The organism is Alienimonas sp. DA493, assembly GCF_043951915.1.
Taxonomy (GTDB): Bacteria; Planctomycetota; Planctomycetia; order Planctomycetales; family Planctomycetaceae; genus Alienimonas.
Genome location: NZ_JBINJD010000015.1, coordinates 39204 through 58806, shown reverse-complemented (window position 1 = coordinate 58806; position 19603 = coordinate 39204). Strand labels below are relative to the sequence as shown.

Annotated in this window: 17 protein-coding genes; 7 read left to right on the top strand and 10 right to left on the bottom strand. The window is 61.1% G+C overall.

From position 1 onward, the window contains the following. Positions 1-639: 639 nt before the first annotated feature. From ACG2DA_RS04095 to ACG2DA_RS04070, 6 genes are all read right to left on the bottom strand, one after another. The gene (locus tag ACG2DA_RS04095) at positions 640-1710 is read right to left on the bottom strand and encodes a hypothetical protein (RefSeq protein WP_395254197.1); all 1071 of its coding nucleotides are present in this window, start codon (positions 1708-1710) and stop codon (positions 640-642) included. Between the two features lie 531 nt (positions 1711-2241). Further along, a complete protein-coding gene (locus tag ACG2DA_RS04090) occupies positions 2242-2532 on the bottom strand; it encodes a hypothetical protein (protein WP_395254196.1) in 291 nt (96 codons plus the stop codon). Between the two features lie 53 nt (positions 2533-2585). Further along, on the bottom strand, positions 2586-2987 hold the full coding sequence (locus ACG2DA_RS04085; protein ID WP_395254195.1) for a hypothetical protein: 402 nt from the start codon (positions 2985-2987) through the stop codon (positions 2586-2588). 165 nt (positions 2988-3152) lie between these two features. Then, entirely contained in the window at positions 3153-4064 is a 912-nt protein-coding gene (locus ACG2DA_RS04080) for a tyrosine-type recombinase/integrase (protein ID WP_395254194.1), read from the bottom strand. A gap of 77 nt (positions 4065-4141) precedes the next feature. Beyond that, positions 4142-4624, bottom strand: coding sequence for a helix-turn-helix transcriptional regulator (locus ACG2DA_RS04075; RefSeq protein WP_395254193.1), 483 nt, complete (start codon positions 4622-4624; stop codon positions 4142-4144). A gap of 22 nt (positions 4625-4646) precedes the next feature. Further along, positions 4647-5603 (bottom strand): Holliday junction DNA helicase RuvB C-terminal domain-containing protein, encoded by a 957-nt coding sequence (locus tag ACG2DA_RS04070; RefSeq protein ID WP_395254192.1) that lies wholly within the window; start codon positions 5601-5603, stop codon positions 4647-4649. Between the two features lie 132 nt (positions 5604-5735). Between ACG2DA_RS04070 and ACG2DA_RS04065 the strand changes: the two genes are divergently transcribed. Further along, entirely contained in the window at positions 5736-6056 is a 321-nt protein-coding gene (locus tag ACG2DA_RS04065) for a hypothetical protein (protein ID WP_395254191.1), read from the top strand. Here the strand turns inward: ACG2DA_RS04065 and ACG2DA_RS04060 are convergent. From ACG2DA_RS04060 to ACG2DA_RS04045, 4 genes are all read right to left on the bottom strand, one after another. Next, positions 6053-6670 (bottom strand): hypothetical protein, encoded by a 618-nt coding sequence (locus ACG2DA_RS04060; protein ID WP_395254190.1) that lies wholly within the window; start codon positions 6668-6670, stop codon positions 6053-6055. The two genes, ACG2DA_RS04065 and ACG2DA_RS04060, sit on opposite strands and share 4 nt — an antisense overlap. A gap of 120 nt (positions 6671-6790) precedes the next feature. Next, a complete protein-coding gene (locus ACG2DA_RS04055) occupies positions 6791-7687 on the bottom strand; it encodes an ArdC family protein (protein ID WP_395254189.1) in 897 nt (298 codons plus the stop codon). A gap of 111 nt (positions 7688-7798) precedes the next feature. Next, on the bottom strand, positions 7799-8608 hold the full coding sequence (locus ACG2DA_RS04050; RefSeq protein ID WP_395254188.1) for a hypothetical protein: 810 nt from the start codon (positions 8606-8608) through the stop codon (positions 7799-7801). 31 nt (positions 8609-8639) lie between these two features. After that, positions 8640-8975, bottom strand: coding sequence for a helix-turn-helix domain-containing protein (locus tag ACG2DA_RS04045; RefSeq protein ID WP_395254187.1), 336 nt, complete (start codon positions 8973-8975; stop codon positions 8640-8642). 98 nt (positions 8976-9073) lie between these two features. Here ACG2DA_RS04045 and ACG2DA_RS04040 point away from each other — a divergent pair, with 98 nt between their 5' ends. From ACG2DA_RS04040 to ACG2DA_RS04015, 6 genes are read left to right on the top strand one after another with little or no spacing between them, the layout of a single operon-like run. Beyond that, on the top strand, positions 9074-10585 hold the full coding sequence (locus tag ACG2DA_RS04040; RefSeq protein ID WP_395254186.1) for a type I restriction-modification system subunit M: 1512 nt from the start codon (positions 9074-9076) through the stop codon (positions 10583-10585). Positions 10586-10623: 38 nt separating this feature from the next. Then, positions 10624-11811: a restriction endonuclease subunit S gene (locus ACG2DA_RS04035; RefSeq protein ID WP_395254185.1), complete on the top strand. Its 1188-nt coding sequence runs from the start codon at positions 10624-10626 to the stop codon at positions 11809-11811. A gap of 3 nt (positions 11812-11814) precedes the next feature. Then, positions 11815-15033: a type I restriction endonuclease subunit R gene (locus ACG2DA_RS04030; protein ID WP_395254184.1), complete on the top strand. Its 3219-nt coding sequence runs from the start codon at positions 11815-11817 to the stop codon at positions 15031-15033. Continuing rightward, positions 15030-15779 carry a M48 family metallopeptidase gene (locus tag ACG2DA_RS04025; protein ID WP_395254183.1) on the top strand — a complete coding sequence of 250 codons (750 nt, stop codon included), beginning with the start codon at positions 15030-15032 and terminating at the stop codon, positions 15777-15779. Before ACG2DA_RS04030 ends, ACG2DA_RS04025 begins: the two co-directional genes overlap by 4 nt. A 19-nt stretch (positions 15780-15798) precedes the next feature. Continuing rightward, positions 15799-17592, top strand: coding sequence for an ATP-dependent nuclease (locus ACG2DA_RS04020; protein WP_395254182.1), 1794 nt, complete (start codon positions 15799-15801; stop codon positions 17590-17592). A 1-nt stretch (position 17593) separates the two neighbouring features. After that, entirely contained in the window at positions 17594-19417 is a 1824-nt protein-coding gene (locus ACG2DA_RS04015; protein ID WP_395254181.1) for an ATP-dependent helicase, read from the top strand. Positions 19418-19603: the final 186 nt, after the last annotated feature.

Here is a 19603-nt window from a genome sequence, read left to right as displayed (position 1 = left end):
ACGGCTTCACGGCTTCACGGCTTCACGGCTTCACGGCTTCACGGCTTCACGGCTTCACGGCTTCACGGCTTCACGGCTTCACGGCTTCACGGCTTGGCGGCGGGCGGCGGGCGGCGGGCGGCTTTCGAACTGAAGCGTCGGTGCCGGAACCGACGCACGTCCGCCGACGATCTGAGTTACAAAATTGCAAGCGGATGCGGCGGAAAAACTGGGGCAGGAGGCTTGGGGCGGAAGGACTTTCTGTTCAAAACTGCGAACTGAGGCTGACAGATAGGGAGAGATGCGGCGGGGCGGGAAGGAATCGTCGGCACTGGGCGGGACGACCGGTCTTCGACGAGGACTGCGGCGGGACTGGATGAGCGATTTGAACTGAAGGGGAGTAGGGGGACTGCGGCGGGACTGACCGAAACTGAAGAGGACGATTTGCTTTGAACGAAGACGACGTTGCGGGGTGCGGGGCGGCCGCCCCGCTTCCTTTCCGCCGTAGGCAAATCGGGCGGCAGCCCCTTCTATTACTTTCTTTTCTTCTATAATTTATAAGTAGTGTGCAGATCGCCCAGGCCGATTGTGCAAACTAAGCGGTCGCAGTGTGCAAATCGCACCGCAGGGGCGTGCAGATCACGAACCCCCCTGTGCAGATCACGAACCCCCATGTTCCGTCGTCCGCACCGATTCGAACGAGTGCCTGCCGTAGGCAGAGTCTCGCCACATGTCCATGACGGCTTGCAGCAGTTCCGGCCCGGTTTTGGCCGTGGTCCGCTCCATGACGTGGGCGACGCACTCAGCTCTCAGTCTTCTGGTCTTATCGTTCCTCTGGTGCTTGATGTCGTTCACAATCTCAGCCGTGAGTTTCGCCCAGTCGTTCAGTCCTGCGACGCCCGGCAACCTCGTCAGGTCGCTGCGGACGGCCTCGATACGAGCCACTTGGTCTAGGTAATCATCTCCCAACTGCCTGATCATCCAGTCTGCGGTAGAACTCGTCGTCCTCGACGGTTGCGGTTCGGTTTTGGGCTTCGGCTTAGGCTTCGGTTTCGAGGTCGGCTCAGGAACGACGCCGACGTCCTGAGGCGTCGCCATCCGGGCCGGCAACAACGTGTAGCGGCTGCCGTGCCTCTCGATGAGTCGTCGTCGTTCAAGGCGGCCCAGGGCGTCGATGACCCCACGCCGTGACAGGCCCAACGACGTGGCGATGCCACGCTGAAAGAATTCGGGCGTCGTCGTGTGGTGCTTCTGGCCGAGGTGGAGCAACCACAGATAGACCCTCCATTCGTTTCGTTCGCATTCCGCCTCGAAGTCCGACGGAACGTACACGTGGAAGAGTTCGTTGCCCTTATCGCTCAGGCGGACCCAATCCGGCCAGTCGTCCCCCCGCTGCCAACTGCGGCGTCCCCTGCCGTCGGTCAACGCCACGACGAGGTCGAGATCGACCAGCTGCCGCAACGCATTCCGCAACGCCGTCTCGCCCAGGCGGGCCCGTTCGCACAACGCTCGTATCGACATGTCTCGCCGGACACGCCTCCCCTTTTGATAGTCGGCGTGTCCGTATTTATAGTTAAGGACGCTGTACACCTCGATCGCCGTCGCCCTGAGGGGACAGGCTTTCGTGACGCTGAGTCGTTTGACCCATCCGCACTCTCGTTGCAAAGTCTGCAACAGCCTCTTCGGGTGCCACAGGTCGCTCTCTCCTTCCGAACAGCAGATAACCTTCATAATTGTCTCATCCTTAGCGTTCTCCGGGGGCGTCGTCTTGCGCCCGCCGTTCTTGTTTTGCGTTTCAAATCTCGGGACGAGGCGGTTCGCCCCGTCCTGCTTGTAGGGCCGTCGAGCCCTGTCGGGCGGGCGGGACGTCTGCGGGGCGATTTCCTCCGACCGGACTTTGCTTCGGAAAACGTCTTACGTCAGGCCGCAGGCGTATCGCCGCCGCTCCGTACAATTCTCGTGCCTGCTAGATCTTTATGGTCCGCACGGCCCTACAAGTTGCCGTAGTATAACTTCGTCGAATCGGCTTTGCCAGAAGAACGAGGTTGTGTTGCGAGTCATGATGTTACAAACGTGCAGCAAGACGAACTCAGCCGACGGGGCGGGGGCGAAAAACCGTCCGCACGAATCGCCTCCGGAATTGGTGCATGCTCACATTTGCAACAAAACCGGCGGCGGTTCGTTCCTTCCGTTCGGCGTCGTCGGGGGGCGGACACGGTCTCGCCGCTCGGTCCGCTCGGGATTCGCCTGCCGCCGATCCTGTCAGTATTCGTCCGGCAGCAGGACGGTCGTGCAGGAGCGGTCGGCCTCGGTGATGATCCAGACTTTCGAGTTGCCGTCGCCTAGGTTGTACGCCGAGAGGATGCGGCAGCCGTCCGCCAACGCTTGTTCGTTCGTCGTCCTGTCCTCGGCACAGAGGTCGCCCCAGTCGCCGCTGCGGTGGCGAGTCAGGAACTCAATCGGCGTCCGGCCATGATCCTGAAGAAGGCCCAGGGCGGCGGGGGTGGCGACGGTCTGTCCAAGCGGAAAAAGCGGTCGGCTACTGGCGGACATCGGGATGCCTTGTGGCGGGAGGTCAGGGGACGCTCCCGCCGGCCGGTCCGCTCTCAATCCGCTTCGCTCAACTCGTCCTCCTGATCCCGCTCCGACCAGTACTCGGCGAGAGCGTGGGCCTGCCGAGACGCCTCGTCGAAGTCGTGCCCCTCGATGAGTTCGCCACGAAACAGCATCCCGTGCTCGCCGAGGGCGAAGCCGACGATGTGTCGGCCCTGCGTCAGCGAGAACACGACGGCGACCGCCCCGTCGCAGTAGCGGTGAGTGACGACGTTGCGGCAATCGAGCATGATCCGACCGCACCAGGTCGCTAAACGGACCTTCCGGCGGTCCATAACGGTATAAGCGGCGATCTCCCGTCCCGTCACGGAGGCCCCGCCGCAGGCGAACGTGCGTCCTTCGTGTTCGACGACGCCGATCTCGCCCTGACCCTGCCGGACGCAATAACTTTTCATCGTTCGTGACCTTGGGATGTCGGGTTGGAGTGACACCCTTCGGAACGGGTCCGCCCGCCCCGCCGGCGGCGGAGCAGGCCGCAACTCACGCCGTCTTTCGCTCCGGCGACGGGTCGATCCGCTTCGCCCCGCACGTGACCGGACCCGCCGGCGACGACGACGCCGTCAATAAGTCACCCGCTCGGCGGCGTCGGCCAGGGCGGCGTCGGTCCGCTTCGTATATCTCGCCGTCGTGTTGACGTTCTCGTGGCCGAGGATCTGGGCCAATCCAATGAGGTCGTTCTCGTTGTCGTCGAGGTATTGATGGGCGAATGTGTGGCGAAACAAATGGGGCGTCAGCTTCAGACCCACGATCACGCTGTACTTGTCGCACAAAGCTCGGACGCCCCGGTCGGTCAGCGGTCCCCGCTCGCCGACGAACACTCTGTGAGAATCTACGGGCGGCCGGGCATCGAGATATGCTTGGAGGACGGTGCGAGCCGGAAGAGGAAGCGGCACCGTCCGCTGCTTGCCGCCCTTCCCGTGACGGAAGGTGACGCCGCCCTTCCGGTCGCTCATCTGGAGGTCCGTGGTTTCGACGGCGACCAGGTCTGAGACCCGACAGCCGGTGTAGAGCAACGTCGAGAAGATCGCACCGGCTCGGACGTCCTGCCGTAGCTCGATTTCCCGAAGCAGCTTCCTCACGACGGTGCGGTCCAAACCCTTGGGAGCAAGCTGCTGACGCCGCAGCTCCTTGACCGGCCTAGCGGGGTTGGTCGGAACCACTCCTGCATCCACCAACCAGCCGAAATACCGCCGCAGCGTCACGAGGTTTCGGTTCACCGTGGCGACCGCCAGCCCGGCGTCCCGTCGCAGATGGCTCTTGAAGTCGGTCACGTCTCGGGTCGTCACCCGGCCCGCCTCGAACCGCTCGCCGTTGGCCTCGGCGAACCAGCGGGCGAACTTTCGCACGTCGAGCGTGAAGCCTCGGCGGGTCGCCGGGGCGAAGTCGTGGGCGTCGAGGAAGCCGTTCAGCCGGCCCGCCTCGTCCGGCCCGACCCGCAGTCCGTCGAAAACCTTATCTCCCCAATACTTCACGGTTTAGCACCTTGATTGAGACGTGAATCTGACGGGAATGCGACGCCGGGGGGCGAAAACTCGGGAGTCAATGCCTCTTATCTCTCCACCTTTTCCGCCCGGTCCGGTCGCCGCATCAGGTGAACGAACGCCGCCCGCAGCGTCTCGCCCTCGTCGGCGGGCGGGCCGGAGGGGTACAAAGTTTCTAACGCCGCCTCGACCTGAGCCGCCGTGGCCGACGCCATGCCCAGCCCCTTCAGTCCCTCGACCAGCGACTCGTACTTCGGGGCGGGGGCTTTTGGCGAAACGGACCGCCGCCGACTGGGTTCGGGCTTCGGCTTGGTCGGCGTCCGCCGGGCGTAGAACAGAACGGGGCGACCGTTCAGGCCGTAGTTCGTCTTCCGCACCCGCAGGTTCGTCTCCTGCATCTCGTCGTCATAGAACGGCCTGCGGCTGCGAACGTCGTAGATCGGCATGAGAAACACGCCTTCGGCGGCCAGTTGCCAGAAACGTTGGCGGGATAGCCCCACCATCCGGGCCATCTCGGTCACGTTCACGATCGAGGGAGTTTCGTTCGTCATGGCGACACGTTCGTTTCGAGATTTAGACATCGGTCTTCCGCAAATGAGACAGGTGGTCCGCCCCGCCGGCAGTCAACGTTCGCCGGCCGCCGTCGTCCTTCACCACGAGTCCTGAGCGGATCAGGAACGGCTCGACGACCTCGCTGACCGTCCTGCTCGGTATCCCGAGACAGGACGACAGCACGTTCAGGCGGGTCGGGCCGTCGCCCAGCAGTCCCAGGTACTTCTGCTCCTGACCGGTCAATCCCATGTCATCAATGCGGTCGAGATCGCACGCCAATCGAAGGTGGTCCGGCATGACGACGGCCTCGCCTTCGCTGCGGGACACTCGACGGGCGGACTGAAGGATGCGGAGGGCGATCCGTGGCGTGCCCCGGCCCCGGCGGGCGATCTCGGCGGCGACGCCGTCGGCGATCTCCCAGCCGAGTGCCCGGCTGCGGTGGCGGACGATCTCGGCCAGTTCAATTTCGATCAGGTAGTCGAGGTCGAGGGTTAGCCGCATCCGGTCCCGCAGCGGCTGGAGCACCTTGTGGGGGTCGGTGGTCGAGAGAAGCAGCGAAAAATTCGCCAGCGGGATCGAGACCGCCCCGGTTCGGTTGGCGACCGTGAGCTTCCGGCGGTCAAGGCAGAGGAACAGGGCGGTCTGCTGCTCGACCGGAAGTTCGTGAACCTCGTCGATGTGGATCAACTCCCCGTCCTTCGCACTGAGCAGCAGGGCGTTGAGTTCCGCCGCCCCGGATACTGACTGACCCAGCGTCTCGTGACAGTCAGTCGCAAGCTCCTCGGCGATCACGTGAGCCAAGCTCGACTTCCCCATGCCCGGCGGGCCGGTCAGTAGGGTGTCGGGGAACCGCACCCGGTCCTCAAAGGAGGCGTCGAGGGCGACCTGTACCTGCCGTTTAACGTGGTCGTTGCCGATGAGGTGCGACAGGCTCGTCGGCCTCACGTCCTGCACGTCCTTGGCGGTTTCCGCAGTCATGAGCGTCTCTCGCTGTTCGGGGCGATTGGTCCGGTCCGGCGGCGAAATGTCAATAGGGTCGCCGCCGCCGAGAGTTCGGGAACGAAACCCTCCCCCGCCGGTTCAGCCGCCGGTCCGTTCAGCGACTGTGACGTGCCGGATCGACGGGATGACCGCACCGCCGACGGACACCCCGAGCCGCTTCAGCCCGTCGGCGAGTTCCCGGTGCTCCTCGACCGGCAGGCCGAACTGTTCCGCCGCCTCGACGTACTGCGGCGAACCGTCGAGCAGCTCGCCGTCGCCGCCGAGCAGTCGGGCGACCGCTTCCGCCGCCGAGTCCGCCTCGACCCGGAAGACGCTGGTGTGCAGTTCGTACTGCTCGATCTCGTAGACCTTTACTTCGGACGCTCGGCGGCGGGGGAGGGGGCGTCGGCGTGTCGGTTCGCCGACGCCCTCCCGTCCCGGTCCGTTTAGGCCGCCGTCAGCTTGGCGAAGTCGAGGGCGTCGAAGGCCGCTTCCAGGTCGTCGTCGTCCGGCCAGCCTCCCTGATCGTCCACGTTTTCGAGCGAACACGGTCGATGAGTGCGTAGCCAGCCGAAGACGGTCTCGTGCCAGTCGTCCGGCACGTCGTAGTCCTGCCGGATTGACCAAGCGGCCTGCTCGACGTTCTCAAAAGTCGCTTCGCTCTCAAGCTCGCCGTAGTGCCCTTCGTCGAGGATCGGGTAGTCGGCCAGCGACTCCATGAGTCGGTGGAACGTCCGAAACGCTTCCGTGATCTCGTCGGCCCGATAAACCCGCAGGCTGAAGCCGTCGATATGCCCGACCGCCCAATGGCTGTGGGTCTCCGTCACCACGTCGGGATCGTCGCCTTCGGCGAACGGTCCGAGCGTTTGCCGGATCTGCTCGGCGTTGGACTGGTCGAGCAGTCCGCTGTCCCGATGATGCGTGTAGTGGATCGTCCACCGGTCGGCGTCTTCGAGTTCGTCGGCTCGCCGCCAAACGAAACTGTCGAACCGCTGCCAGTTGCCGGCGGCGTACTCCGCCGCTTCCGCCAAGCTCAGATCGCCGAGGTGAGTCTTCGTCGCCACCGATTGCGTTCTCCGTTCGGGGCCGGGATGCCGTGACGGAGAACTGGCGGCGGTCCGTTCCGACGCTGCGAAAAAAGGGGCGGCGACTCGCCGTCGCCGCCCCTTTGAGGAGAATCGCCGTCAAGCCGCAACGGCGACCGGCCGGCGGCTGAAGTCGAGCACGTAGTCGGCCGCCTTGCTCGCCGCCGTGGCCGCCCTGAAGATGAACCGGGTGTCGTTATGGAGGGCCTTCAGCCACGAAGCGACGTAGGCGTTGTGGCCGCCCAGATCGTCGGACTGAGGCACGCCGGTCTCGGCGAGCAGGTAGGCGGAAGTCAGTTCAGCGACCAACTCTTCCTGGGCGTATCTCGAGTCGCCGAACCGGTCGCCGGCAGCCCGATTCAGCCGTAGCGGGTGGCCGCACCAGTGCGCCAGTTCGTGAAATAGGACGGTATAGAACTCGTGCGGCGGATCGAACTGTCGTTTGTGGGGCATTTGGACGTAGTCCCCCGTCCGGTCGTAGAACGCCCGGTCGCCGCCGAACCGAACGTCGGCTTCGGTCGCACGGATCGCTTCCTCGGCCGGTCCGAAGTCGACGAAGTCCGCCCGGATCGGGCCGGCGTGCTCGGCCCGCAGCCGTTCGACCACCTCGCCCTCGACCTGATCGAGGTTGAAGACGCTGTAGGTCTTCAGCAGCGGGAATGATTCCTCCCGCTCCTCACCGGTCCGCCGGTCCGTTACAACTTTTGTAAGGGGCCTATAGAAGACGATCTTGGTGCCCCGACGCCCCCGCCCGACCTGACAGCCGGCGGACTGCCACTGCCGGTAAGTCGCCCAGAGCGGCGAGGCGAAGCCGGAGTCCAGCGAGGCGTGTTGCAGCAGCAGGACGTTGACGCCGCCGTAGCGGTTGCCCGTCGCTGCGTTCTGCGGCAGCCCGCCGCCCGCCCACGGCCGCCGCCAGGGCGGCACGTCGCCCGATTCGAGGGCCTCGACGATCTGCTGCGTGATCTGCGTGCGAATGTCGTCTTGAGAAGCCATTGCCGTTCTTCCGTTTGGGACTCGGGGTGCCGATGACGACAACCCATCCCGGTCCGGTCAGAAGCGGCGGGCACGACGACCCTCGCACTGCCAATAAACATCTGTGACGATCTAGTTCAAAAACATGCTCCACTGATTGCGGGACTCAGTCACAAGCCCCTTATCCTGGCAAAGGGTGAGCAACAAGCGGAACGTCTCACCCACGTCCTTTGCAGCTTGCGGACCTGTCTCGGAGCTACGGAGAAGGAAATCAAACGCCTCCGAGAAATCTCCTTGAGCGGCAGCGTGTCGTGCAGCGGCGGAACTCGCCTGAACGTCGGACGGATCTTCATTGAATCTAGACACGGCCTCCTCTAGGGAGAGGGTCGTTTCTGACAGCAGCGAACGCAGCCCCTGTTCCTGAACGATTCGCTGTTGAAGTTCTTTCTGTCGTCGCTCCATCTCCACCGCTACCGGAGCCAAAGCTGCCTCGGGAGGCGATTGGGGGTGGTAGTCCATCTTGAGTTGGAAGTACCGCTCACAACTCTGCACATATCCCTCAACCTCCGGCCAATCGACGAGCGGGTAATGACGGCTAGGGGTTACGCCGCCATCGTCTATAGCACTCGGGTCGGGCAGAAATAGGAGGTGCTCTTCGCCGTCTACCCGTGGCGACGGATCAATCAGTTCGCCGTCCGGCTGCTTTCTGACAGCGTGACGTTCCGCTTCAAGCAGCACGCCGTCTGTATCCCAAATTGTCCAGCCTATGACAGCTTCTCCACCGTTCCTGCTTATGGAAAGCTCTACGTTGTCAAAACATTCATTGACGCAAGTGCCTGCCACGCTTTCAGCGGACACGAAAACAGGAGAAGATCCAGGGGCGAGCTCGTGACAGAACGCCTTGATCGGGGCTGTGACCTTCGCTGGAGTCGTCTGGGGCATAGCTCGTTTCAAAGTGTAAGGCAGGCCGGGTCTAGTTGGCCCGGGCGTTGTGAAGCTGCATAAGGAGTGCATCTAGCCGACTGTCGCTCAGTTCGGCGACAATACGGAAAGCTTCCGGCCGCTCGATCACCCGCCGCCTGATCGCCTCCGGCACCCGGTCGGTCAGGATGAGAAGTTCGTCCACGTCGGCGTCGAGTGCCTCGGCGAGCTTTCGCACGAACGCCTCGCTGGGGTAGTCGCCGGCGTTCAGGCGTTCGTTCTCGACTTTACTGACGTAGGAGAGGCTCACGGAGAGCCGTTCGGCCAGCTTCTGCTGGGTCAGGCTTCGTTCCTTCCGCAACTGCCGGACTCGCTCGCCGAATCGCATCCCACCGCCCTGCCATTCGTTTGTGGGGACAACGGCCTGACAGTACGGTGATGGTACTGCACGGTCAAGTTTTACGATCCCAGCGGCACGAACACGGTATGGCGAACGACGGTCGGCAGGCGGGGACGATCTCACAGGCGGAGATCAACGGCATCCTCTGGAAGGCGTGCGACACCTTTCGGGGTACGGTCGATCCGGCGGAGTACAAGAACTACATCCTCGTGATGCTGTTCGTGAAGTACGTCTCGGACGTGTGGCGGGACCACTACGAGAAGCTGAAGGAGGAGTATGGCGACGACGAAGAACGCATCCGGCGGCGGCTGGCCCGGGAGCGGTTCGTGCTCCCCGCCGACTGCACATTCGAATCGCTTTACGAGCAGCGGAAGGCCGACAATATCGGCGAGATCATCAACGAAGCCCTCGACGAGATCGAGGACGCCAACAAGGAGAAGCTGGAGGGCGTCTTCCGCAACATCGACTTCAACTCTGAGGCCAGCCTTGGCCAAACGAAGCAGCGGAACGTGCGGCTGAAATCGCTGCTGGAAGACTTCTCTGACCCCCGACTCGACCTGCGGCCCAGTCGGGTTGGCAATCTGGACATCATCGGGGACGCATACGAATACCTTATCGGCCGCTTCGCCGCCGGGGCCGGGAAGAAGGCGGGGGAGTTCTACACGCCGCCCGAAGTCTCGCAGCTCATCGCCCGGCTGGTCGATCCGCAGCCGGGCGAACGGATCTGCGACCCGACCTGCGGGTCGGGGTCACTGCTGATCAAGTGCGGGCGACAGGTGGGCGGCCCCGACTTCTCGCTCTACGGGCAGGAGGCCAACGGGGCGACCTGGGCGTTGGCGAAGATGAACATGTTTCTGCACGGGATGGACAACGCTCGCATTGAGTGGGGTGACACGATTGGAGGGCCGAAGCTGCTCGACTCCGACCGGCTGATGAAGTTCGAAGTCGTCGTCGCCAACCCACCGTTCTCGCTCGACAAGTGGGGGCAAGACGAAGCGGAGGCCGACAAACATCGTCGTTTTCACAGGGGTGTGCCTCCCAAGAGCAAGGGGGACTACGCCTTCATCAGCCATATGATCGAGACGATCACCGAGACCAACGGGCGGGTCATCGTGGTAGTGCCTCACGGCGTGCTGTTCCGGGGATCAAGCGAGGGGAAGATCCGCCGGAAGCTGATCGAGGAGAACCTGCTCGATGCGGTCATTGGACTGCCCGCCCAACTTTTCTACGGTACCGGCATTCCTGCCGCCGTGCTCGTGTTCCGAAAGGGCAAGGCTGACGACACGGTGCTGTTCATTGATGCCAGCCGGGAGTTCGTGGACGGCAAGAACCAGAACCGGCTCGGTGAGGAGCACCTTGAGAAGATTGTCGCCACGTACCAAGTACGGCAGAACGTAGACAAGTACGCCTACGTCGCCGGCGTCACCGAGATTGAGGAGAACGACTTTAACCTCAATATCCCTCGTTACGTAGACACCTTCGAGGAGGAAGAGGAGATCGATATCCGGGCGGTGCAGGAGGAGATCGACCGGCTGGATGCGGAGTTGGCTGAGGTCGACGAGCAGATGCAGGGCTACCTGCGGGAGTGGGGATCGTGACTCGTTTGGACGACTGGACTCGAACTACCGTTGGCGAAGTGATCGCTGAATTTGGCGGCGACATCACGACCGGTCCTTTTGGGACGCTGCTTAAAGCTTCTGAATACACCGAGGATGGAGTGCCCCTTATTTCGGCGGGGGAGATCCGCAAGGGGTTTATATCAGTTAAGAAGCATACGCCTCGTGTTAACGTTTCAGTGACATCGAGAATGCCGCAGTATGTGCTTCGGGAAGGGGATATTGTCTTCGGGCGAAAGGGAGCCGTCGATCGATCTGCACGAGTTACGGGGTCGCAAGATGGGTGGTTCCTCGGCTCTGACGGAATTGCTCTACGGCTTCCAGATGTTAGATGTGACTCTCGCTTCATCTCATTTCTGTTGCAGGATGATGTACACGCACAGTGGATCGTTCGCCATGCACTCGGTTCGACGATGTTGTCGTTGAATCAGCAGATCATTCGACGAATTCCGCTGCTTTTGCCGCCCCTTTCCGAACAACGCAAAATCGCCGCCGTTCTCTCGACGTGGGATCGGGCGATGGAACTGACCGAGAAGCTGATCGCCACCAAGAGGAAACAAAAACAAGCCCTCATGCAACTGCTGCTCACCGACAAAGTGTCAGAGAGCGAGAAGGTGCGATTCAAGTCTGTCTGTAAGGTTGTTGAAGGACAGGTTGATCCAAAAGTAAAGCCTTACTGCGATATGATTCATATTGGCCCCGGCAATGTCGCAAAGGCGACTGGCGAGTTGCTTGGCGTGAGGACGGCAAAGGAAGATCGGCAGACCAGCGGTAAATATCTGTTTGCGGAAAATCACGTGTTATACAGTAAGATTCGCCCGCACTTGGCGAAGGTGTGTTATCCAAGGCGTGCAGGAATTTGCAGTGCGGACATGTATCCTGTTGAATGCGACGAAAGTCGGGTCCTGCCGGGCTTCTTGTATTACTCCATGTTGTCTCGTCATTTCACAAAGTACGCCGTTAGCGTCTCCGCTCGAACAGGCATGCCCAAGATCAACCGCAACGATCTCGATGCGTTCTGGCTCACTCTGCCGCCCCTCGAGAAGCAAGTCGAGGCGTGTGGCGTCCTGGACGCAGCGTCAAAGGGAATCAGCTTGTTGAGGCGTAGAAAGGCAAGTCTATCTCGGCAAAAGCGTGGGCTAATGCAGCAACTCCTCACCGGCAAGGTGAGGGTAAATGAAATGACCATCGAAGCGGCGGAGAACTGACCGATGGCCGTCAGCGAGTTCCTCGAAGATCTCGTCTCGCATCTACCTGCGTTACAACTTTTGCAACAGGTCGGCTACGAGTACCTGACGCCGGAGGAGACGCTCGACCTGCGGGGCGGCCGACGCAGCCGGGTCGTGCTCGAATCGATCCTCGCCGAATGGCTGGCGAAGCAAAACGCCATCACGCTGAAGGGCCGGACGCACCCGTTCAGCGAGGCGAACCTCCGCAACGCCGTCGACGCTCTGACGAACGTGCCGCTGACCGGCGGGCTGATCGACGCCAACGAGCAGGCGTTCGACCTGATCACCCGGCCGAAGTCCGTCGAGCAGACGATCGACGGCAACCGCCGCAGCTTCGACATCCGCTACGTCGACTGGGAGAACCCGGGGAACAACGTCTACCACGTCGCCGACGAGTTCGAAGTTGAGCGGACGGCGTCGCACGAGACCCGACGGCCTGATCTCGTGCTGTTCGTCAACGGCATCCCGTTGGTAGTAGTTGAGTGCAAAAGGCCCGACCTGAAGGACGCTCTCGGCGAGGGCGTCAGCCAGCAGCTCCGCAACCAGCGGGACGCCGAGATCCCGCAACTGTTCGTCACGTCGCAGCTGTTGCTGGCCGTTTGCCAGAATGGAGGGCGTTACGCCACGACCGGCACGCCGAGGAAGTTCTGGTCGATCTGGAGGGAGGAGAACGCTGGCGACCTCGACCTGAAGCTCGCCAAGCTGATCAATACGCCGCTGACGGCCGACCAGAAGCGGCGGGTCATGTCGAGCCGGAAGCCTCACGTGGCGGCGAAGATGGAGGAGATCCTCGCAGCGGGCGACCGGCTGCCTTCGGAGCAGGACCGGCTGCTGTACTGCCTGCTCCGTCCGGAGCGGTTGTTGGAGATGACCTACCGCTACGTCGTCTTCGACAAAGCGGTCAAGAAGGTCGCCCGTTATCAACAATACTTCGCCATCGACGAGACGATAGCTAGGGTCACCAGTTCGAAGGGGGACGCAAAGCGGCCCGGCGGGGTGATCTGGCACACGACCGGTTCGGGCAAGAGCCTGACGATGGTGATGCTCGCCAAGGCGTTGTCGCTGGAGCCGTCGATCAAGAATCCCCGGGTCGTGATCGTCACCGACCGGGTCGACCTCGACGATCAGATTTGGAAGACATTCAAGGCGTGCGGCAAGGGGGTCGAGAAGGCGGACAGCGGGCGGCACCTGGTCGACCTGATCTCTCAGGGCAAGGCCGACGTCATCACGACGATCATCGACAAGTTCGAGTCAGCGGCCGGCACGCACAATCTGCGGGACGAAAGCAGCAACGTCTTCGTGCTGGTGGACGAGAGCCACCGCAGCCAGTACGGGCTGGCCCACGCCAAGATGAAGCAGGTCTTCCCCAATGCCTGCTATATCGGCTTCACCGGCACGCCGCTGCTGAAGGCCGAGAAGAGCACCGCCACGAAGTTCGGCGGCTTCATCCACGCATACCCGATGCGGCAGGCGGTCGAGGACGGGTCGGTCACCCCGATCCTTTATGAAGGGCGCATGTCGGAGCTTTCTGGCGACCAGCGGCAGCTCGACAAATGGTTCGACCGAATCACCCGGGATCTTTCCGACGAACAGAAGGTCGACCTGAAGAAGAAGTTCCGCCGTGAGGAGGAACTGACCAAAACCTCCGAGCGGCTGTACGAAGTCGCCTTCGACGTCGCCACTCACTTCGCCGAGAACTTCCGGGGCACGAACTTCAAAGGCCAGTTCGCTGTCTCCGGCAAGGCGGCGGCCCTCAAGTACCACCGTCTGTTCGAGGAGATCGGCCGGGAGTATCCGGAACGGAAGGTTTCGACCCGGGTAATCGTTTCGCCGCCGGACACCCGGGAGGACAACGAAACGATCGACGAAGAGGACATCCCGGAGATCCAGAAGTTCTGGATGGAAATGATGCAGCGGTACACCAGCGAGAAGCGGTACGTTGAGCAATCTATCGAAGATTTCGAGAAGCGAGCGGAGCCGGAGATTCTGATCTGCGTGGACAAGCTGCTGACCGGCTTCGACGCCCCCTGCAATACGGTGCTCTACGTCGACAAGCGGCTGAAGGAGCACAACATCCTGCAAGCCATCGCCCGGGTGAACAGGCTGTTCGAGGGGAAGGACTTCGGGCTGGTGATCGACTACCGGGGCATCTTCGGGGCGTTGACTGAAGCTCGTGACCAGTACGACGCTCTCGCCGGGTTCGACGAGGAGGATATCGATGGCACGTTCACAGACCTGTCAGAGGAGGTCTCCAAGCTCCCCGAGCGGCACACGAACGTCTGGTCGGTCTTCGCCGGCGTGGCGAACAAGAAGGACGCCGAGGCGATGCAGCAGCACCTGCGGCCGGAAGACGTGCGGCAGGAGTTCTACGACACGCTCAACGCCTTCGCCAAGACGCTGCAACTGGCGATGTCGTCGGCGAGGTTCCACGAGACCACGCCCCTGGAGACCGTCCAGCGGTACGTCGACGACCTGAAGTACTTCCGTGGGCTGAGAACGGCCGTCAAGCAGCGGTATAACGAAGCCGTCGACTACCGGGAGTACGAAGACCAGATCCGCAACATGATCGACAAGTACGTCGGGGCGGAGGAGGTCCGGCGGGTGATCGAGCCGGTGAATATTTTTGAGGTGGACGACCTCGACGAGGAACTGGACGAGATCGAGGGAGCGGCGGCGAAGGCGGACTTTATCGCCAGCCGGGTCAAGAAGACCTGTACGGAAAGGATGGACGACGACCCAGTTCTCTATAAGAAACTGTCCCAGGTCATCGATGAGGCAATCCGGGAGTACCTCGACAAGCGGCTCTCCGAAGAGGAATACCTCAAGCGGATGCTCGCCGCCTACGCCGAGGCGAAGGGGCAGGGTTCGCAGGAGGTTCCCGACCAGCTGAGGAGCGATCCGGAGGCGAGGGCGTACTTCCGGATTCTGAAGGAGGCGTTCGGATCGCTGGCGAGCGAGAAACGGGACGATCTCGCCGGGATCGCCGCCGAGACAGCTCTCAAAGCCAAACGGCTGATCGACGAGCACAGGATTCGGGACTGGGCCGAAAAGCCGGACGTCGAGAAGGCGATCCGCAACGACCTCGACGATTTGATGTTCGCCGTAAAGGGCCGCTACGAGTTGCCGCTGACCGGAGACGACATCGACGAAATCGCCGACGGCCTGCTGCGGGTGGCCCGGCGGCGGGAGGTGCAGGGATGATCAGCTTAGACGAAGGCCCCCGAGGCAACGGTCGTCCCCGGCAGCTGGCAATCCAGTACGGCCGCAAGCGGATCCAGTTTCAACTCTCCTATTCGGCCCGCAAGACGCTGGCGATCGACGTACACCCCGACCTTTCGGTGGTGGTGACGGCCCCCAAGGACGCCGGGGACGACGCCGTAGAGCGGAAAGTGCGCAAACGGGCGGCGTGGATCGTCGAGCAGCAGCGATTCTTCGAGAACTATCTGCCGACGCTGCCGCCCCGCCGCTACGTCAGCGGCGAGTCGCACCGCTATCTGGGTCGACAGTACCGCCTGCGGGTCCACGAGGGGGAAAGCGAGTCGGTCAAGATGGCGAGGGGACAGATCAACGTGACGCTGGCGGATGCGGGTGCTAAGGATCGCATCCGACCGCTTGTCGTCGCATGGTTTCGCCGGAGAGCCCAAGCGGTGTTCTGCGAGCAGTTCGAGGCGATGGCGGCGAGGGCCGAACGGTACGGCATCGATCCGGACGGCTTTACGATTCGTCGGATGAAGAATCGTTGGGGCAGTTGCACCACGAACGGCCGAATCCTGTTGAACCCCGACCTGATCGTCGCCCCCAAGCGGTGCATCGAGTACGTGATCGTTCACGAACTGTGCCACCTGAGAGAACACCACCACGGTCCAGCCTTTTACCGTTTTCTCCATGCCCTGATGCCCGACTGGGAACAGCGGCGGGAGCGGTTGAACGCCTGTGCGGCCGACTAAGCACGACATTTACATAGCCATGCAAATCTCTCGAATCCGGATCAAGAACTTCCGCAACTTCAGCGAACTAGACGTTGAGGTCGGCCCGAACCTCGTCATCGTCGGCGAGAACCGGGTTGGGAAGTCTAATTTTCTGCACGCTATACGCCTCATCCTCGACCCGTCGCTTCCTGACAGTGCTCGAAGACTGCGGCTGGAAGATTTCTGGGATGGGGCGAAGCCCCTTCAGGCGGACGCACAGATCACTATCTCGATTGATCTAGCCAACTTTGAGGATAACGTAAGGCAGCTTGCCGTTTTGAGTGACTACTTAGTCTCTCACTCCCCCATGGTCGCTCGGCTGACATATGCGTTCTTCCCAAAGTTGGATCTGGATAGGGGACCGACTAAAGAATCCGATTACGACTTTTCCGTCTACGGCGGTGACGATTCTGCCCGACTTATCTCGTCAGATGTTCGGCGGCGTCTACCGATGGACCTCCTTCCTGCACTCCGAGATGCAGAATCTGACCTTGCGAACTGGCGTCGGTCGCCGCTGCGCCCATTGCTCGACTCGCTTTCTGGCGATATGGACGACGATGCGAAGGAAGCACTCGCAGCGGCGATGACCGAAGCGGCGAACGCCGTGGCAGAGACTAGCGAAGTCAAAGGCCTCTCCGACGAGATCAAGCAAGCGTTGACAGTGCTCGTCGGTACGTCTCACTCGGACTCCCCTTCGCTTGCGTTCGCACCAACAGACGCAGATCGTCTGATACGTACCCTAAGAGTCTTCATAGATGACGGTCTAAGGGGGGTCTCCGAGGCGAGCTTGGGATCATCAAACCTGCTTTACCTAGCCTTGAAGATCCTGTCTTTGGGGCTCGAAGTCAGCGAAAAGGTTCGTGATCACGGGTTTTTGGCTATCGAAGAGCCGGAAGCTCATCTGCATCCCCATGTGCAGCGTCGGGTTTTCAGATCATTTCTCCGACCGAGGGGTCATCTTCTGACCCAGGACGAGGGAAACGAGCCGAATAGAACAGTTCTCCTCACGACTCACTCCCCTCACATCGCCAGCGTTAGTCCACTTGATTCAGTGGTTCTGCTGCGCAAACACAACGCTTCATCGCATTCCGTCGCTAGTTCGATGATCGGTGCGGGGCTCACCCCAACGGAGATTGACGATCTGGAACGCTATCTAGACGTGACTCGTGGAGAGCTTCTGTTCGCTAGGGGCGTCATTCTGGTAGAAGGAGAGGCTGAGGAGTATCTGATACCTGCGTTGGCAAGGCTTCTGGGCCATGACCTTGACGAGCTTGGAATCTCCGTCTGCTCAGTATCAGGAACGAACTTCGTGCCGTATGTGAAGCTGCTGAGCGAAGAAGGACTGGGCATCCCGTTCTCAGTCGTCACGGACGAAGATCCCCGTCCGGATAAAGAATGCCGGGCCGCAAACAGGGTTCGCACTATCGTAAACACGTTGTTCCCCGATCGGGACTATCCGAAGTCAACGAGAGACCTCTTCGCCGAAGCCGAGGACAACGGAGTCTTCGTGACACACCATACTCTCGAAGTCGCCCTGTTCCGGTGCGGCAGACACATTAGTGTTACTACGGCAATAGAACAGCTAACTTCGAATTCTAAGGCAAAGGAGCGGGCGAGAAGCTGGCGTGACGACAGGTCGTCACTTGACGAGGCTCGGTTTCTCTCCGACATCGAAGACGTCGGGAAAGGACGATTCAGCCAACGGCTTTCCTCAAATATCCTGCAAGGAAAGGCGAAGGCTTGCCCCGCATCTATCAAGAACGCTATCGGGCACGTCATAGGGCAATTGTGAAATGTCGTCCTCAGCATATCAACGTGCTTCTCAGCAGTTCGCCGCTAACGATGAGCAGCGGGTGGCCTATGAATCGACAGGTAACTTCATAGTTCTCGCTGGTCCAGGAAGCGGAAAAACGAAGGTTCTGACAACGAAGTTCGCCCGCATTGCGTATGAAGACGTAAAAGCTCCCCGTGGTGCAGCATGCGTTACGTACAGCAACGAATGTGCAAGAGAGCTTAAGCGAAGACTCAACCCACTCGGCGTTCAATCAAGCGGCCGAATATTCGTCGGTACGGTGCACGCCTTTTGTTTCCAGAATATTGTTCGTCCGTTCGCCAAGTTGGCAGGCCTTGATATCGGGAGTCCGATCAGAGTTGCGACCGATCACGAGACAGAGGTGTGCTTCGCTAAAGGGGTGGCAAAGGTTATCAGCTCTGACGAGAATCCACGCACGTGGAGCGTCCGCTGCACGAAGTATCGTCGGGTTCATCTCGATCGAGACGCTGAGGATTGGTACGGAGCCGACGAACAGGCCGCACTGATCATCGAGGAGCACGAAAGGCAGCTTCGGAGAAGCGGCCTTATCGACTATGACGACATGATGCTGTTAGGGCTTCGTCTGGTCGAGAGGCATCGATGGGTGCGGCGGGCTCTGAGGGCGAAGTTCCCTGTAGTGGTGGTTGACGAATATCAAGACCTTGGAGTACCCCTTCATCGGATTGTACTCAACCTGTGCTTCCGGCATGATGAGCCGAACTCTCGGCTCTTCGCCGTCGGTGACCCGGACCAGTCGATCTATGGATTTACCGGAGCGAAGCCTGAGCTTCTCAGGCGTCTCGCCATTCGGCCAGACGTGGAGAGCGTGACTCTTAAGCTTAACTACCGGAGCCGACAGAGCATTATTGCCGCCTCGGAGATCGCTATAGGAGAGGCGAGAGGCTATAGGGCGAATAACGACGCCGTTGGAGTTGTCGACTTTCATCTGTGCAGAAAGGGCTTGGAGCATCAGGCTAGGTCTATCGTTGACGCCCTGATACCTGAGGTTCTCGAGTCGGGCGTGGCTAGCTCTCTCGGTGAGATCGCTGTGCTCTATCGGACCAAGAACGAAGGCGACGTAATTGCCCAGCAGGCAGCGGTGGCCGGAACGGAGTTCGTCCGGATCGACGGAAACGGAGCGTACCCCAAGACGCCGCTTACCCGGTGGCTTGAAGACTGCGCAGCCTGGTGTGACACGAATAGGCAGGACGAATCGCTTTCGCTGAGAGCAATCGTCTCTGACTACCTGTCCTTTAATCGTACATTGACGAGCGAACGCAATCGGTTGGAGGCCGTCCACGACCTCGTGGCCTGTCTACGAAACCTTGGCGTCGGCGACATGCCTTTCCGATCATGGCTGTCGGCACTGTCTGCCTCTTGCCTTCGCTCTCATCTGTCTGCCGACCCAACAATGCAGCAGGAAACGAAGACGCTGGACAATCTGCTTGCGGCCTGTGGCTCAGGCGGAAAACTGGAAGACTGGACGGCTGCACGTTTCGGCGGACAGGGCGGAACGCCCAACCACCTGAATCTCATGACGCTTCATTCCTCGAAGGGACTTGAGTTCGACATCGTTTTCTTGTTCGGCATGGATCAGGGGATCATCCCAGGTTATAAAGAGACTTCCGTCGATTCTAAACGGGAACCGAGGCGGCTGTTCTACGTGGGACTGACCCGTGCGAGACACGAAGTCCATGTGACGTTTTCCGGTTGGCGAGCAACTCCGTGGGGAAGCAAGAAGAAAGATGGAGTGTCGGAGTTCGTCGTCGAACTCCAGAGAAAGCTCGGCGAAGTAGCCCACTAACTGAATGTGGCGGGGGCAACACGTGAGTGTCGGTCTCAAGGTCGTGAAAGTTGTCGTGTCGTCGACAGCGGTCTCAATCAGTACGGTGCCCGCCAGCTTGCTGAAGATGTTGGACACACCGCCCTTTTCTTCGTCGTCGCCGACCTCCGTACCGAGCTCTGTCAAGCCGCCCTCACCCAGATGAGG

What these genes read in the sequence shown, in the direction of transcription:
- ACG2DA_RS04095 (WP_395254197.1), bottom strand. Translation starts at nt 1,710, where the DNA reads ATGAAGGTTATCTGCTGTTCGGAAGGAGAGAGCGACCTGTGGCACCCG.
- ACG2DA_RS04090 (WP_395254196.1), bottom strand. Translation starts at nt 2,532, where the DNA reads ATGTCCGCCAGTAGCCGACCGCTTTTTCCGCTTGGACAGACCGTCGCC.
- ACG2DA_RS04085 (WP_395254195.1), bottom strand. Translation starts at nt 2,987, where the DNA reads ATGAAAAGTTATTGCGTCCGGCAGGGTCAGGGCGAGATCGGCGTCGTC.
- ACG2DA_RS04075 (WP_395254193.1), bottom strand. Translation starts at nt 4,624, where the DNA reads ATGACGAACGAAACTCCCTCGATCGTGAACGTGACCGAGATGGCCCGG.
- ACG2DA_RS04070 (WP_395254192.1), bottom strand. Translation starts at nt 5,603, where the DNA reads ATGACTGCGGAAACCGCCAAGGACGTGCAGGACGTGAGGCCGACGAGC.
- ACG2DA_RS04055 (WP_395254189.1), bottom strand. Translation starts at nt 7,687, where the DNA reads ATGGCTTCTCAAGACGACATTCGCACGCAGATCACGCAGCAGATCGTC.
- ACG2DA_RS04050 (WP_395254188.1), bottom strand. Translation starts at nt 8,608, where the DNA reads ATGCCCCAGACGACTCCAGCGAAGGTCACAGCCCCGATCAAGGCGTTC.
- ACG2DA_RS04045 (WP_395254187.1), bottom strand. Translation starts at nt 8,975, where the DNA reads ATGCGATTCGGCGAGCGAGTCCGGCAGTTGCGGAAGGAACGAAGCCTG.
- ACG2DA_RS04040 (WP_395254186.1), top strand. Translation starts at nt 9,074, where the DNA reads ATGGCGAACGACGGTCGGCAGGCGGGGACGATCTCACAGGCGGAGATC.
- ACG2DA_RS04030 (WP_395254184.1), top strand. Translation starts at nt 11,815, where the DNA reads ATGGCCGTCAGCGAGTTCCTCGAAGATCTCGTCTCGCATCTACCTGCG.
- ACG2DA_RS04025 (WP_395254183.1), top strand. Translation starts at nt 15,030, where the DNA reads ATGATCAGCTTAGACGAAGGCCCCCGAGGCAACGGTCGTCCCCGGCAG.
- ACG2DA_RS04020 (WP_395254182.1), top strand. Translation starts at nt 15,799, where the DNA reads ATGCAAATCTCTCGAATCCGGATCAAGAACTTCCGCAACTTCAGCGAA.
- ACG2DA_RS04015 (WP_395254181.1), top strand. Translation starts at nt 17,594, where the DNA reads ATGTCGTCCTCAGCATATCAACGTGCTTCTCAGCAGTTCGCCGCTAAC.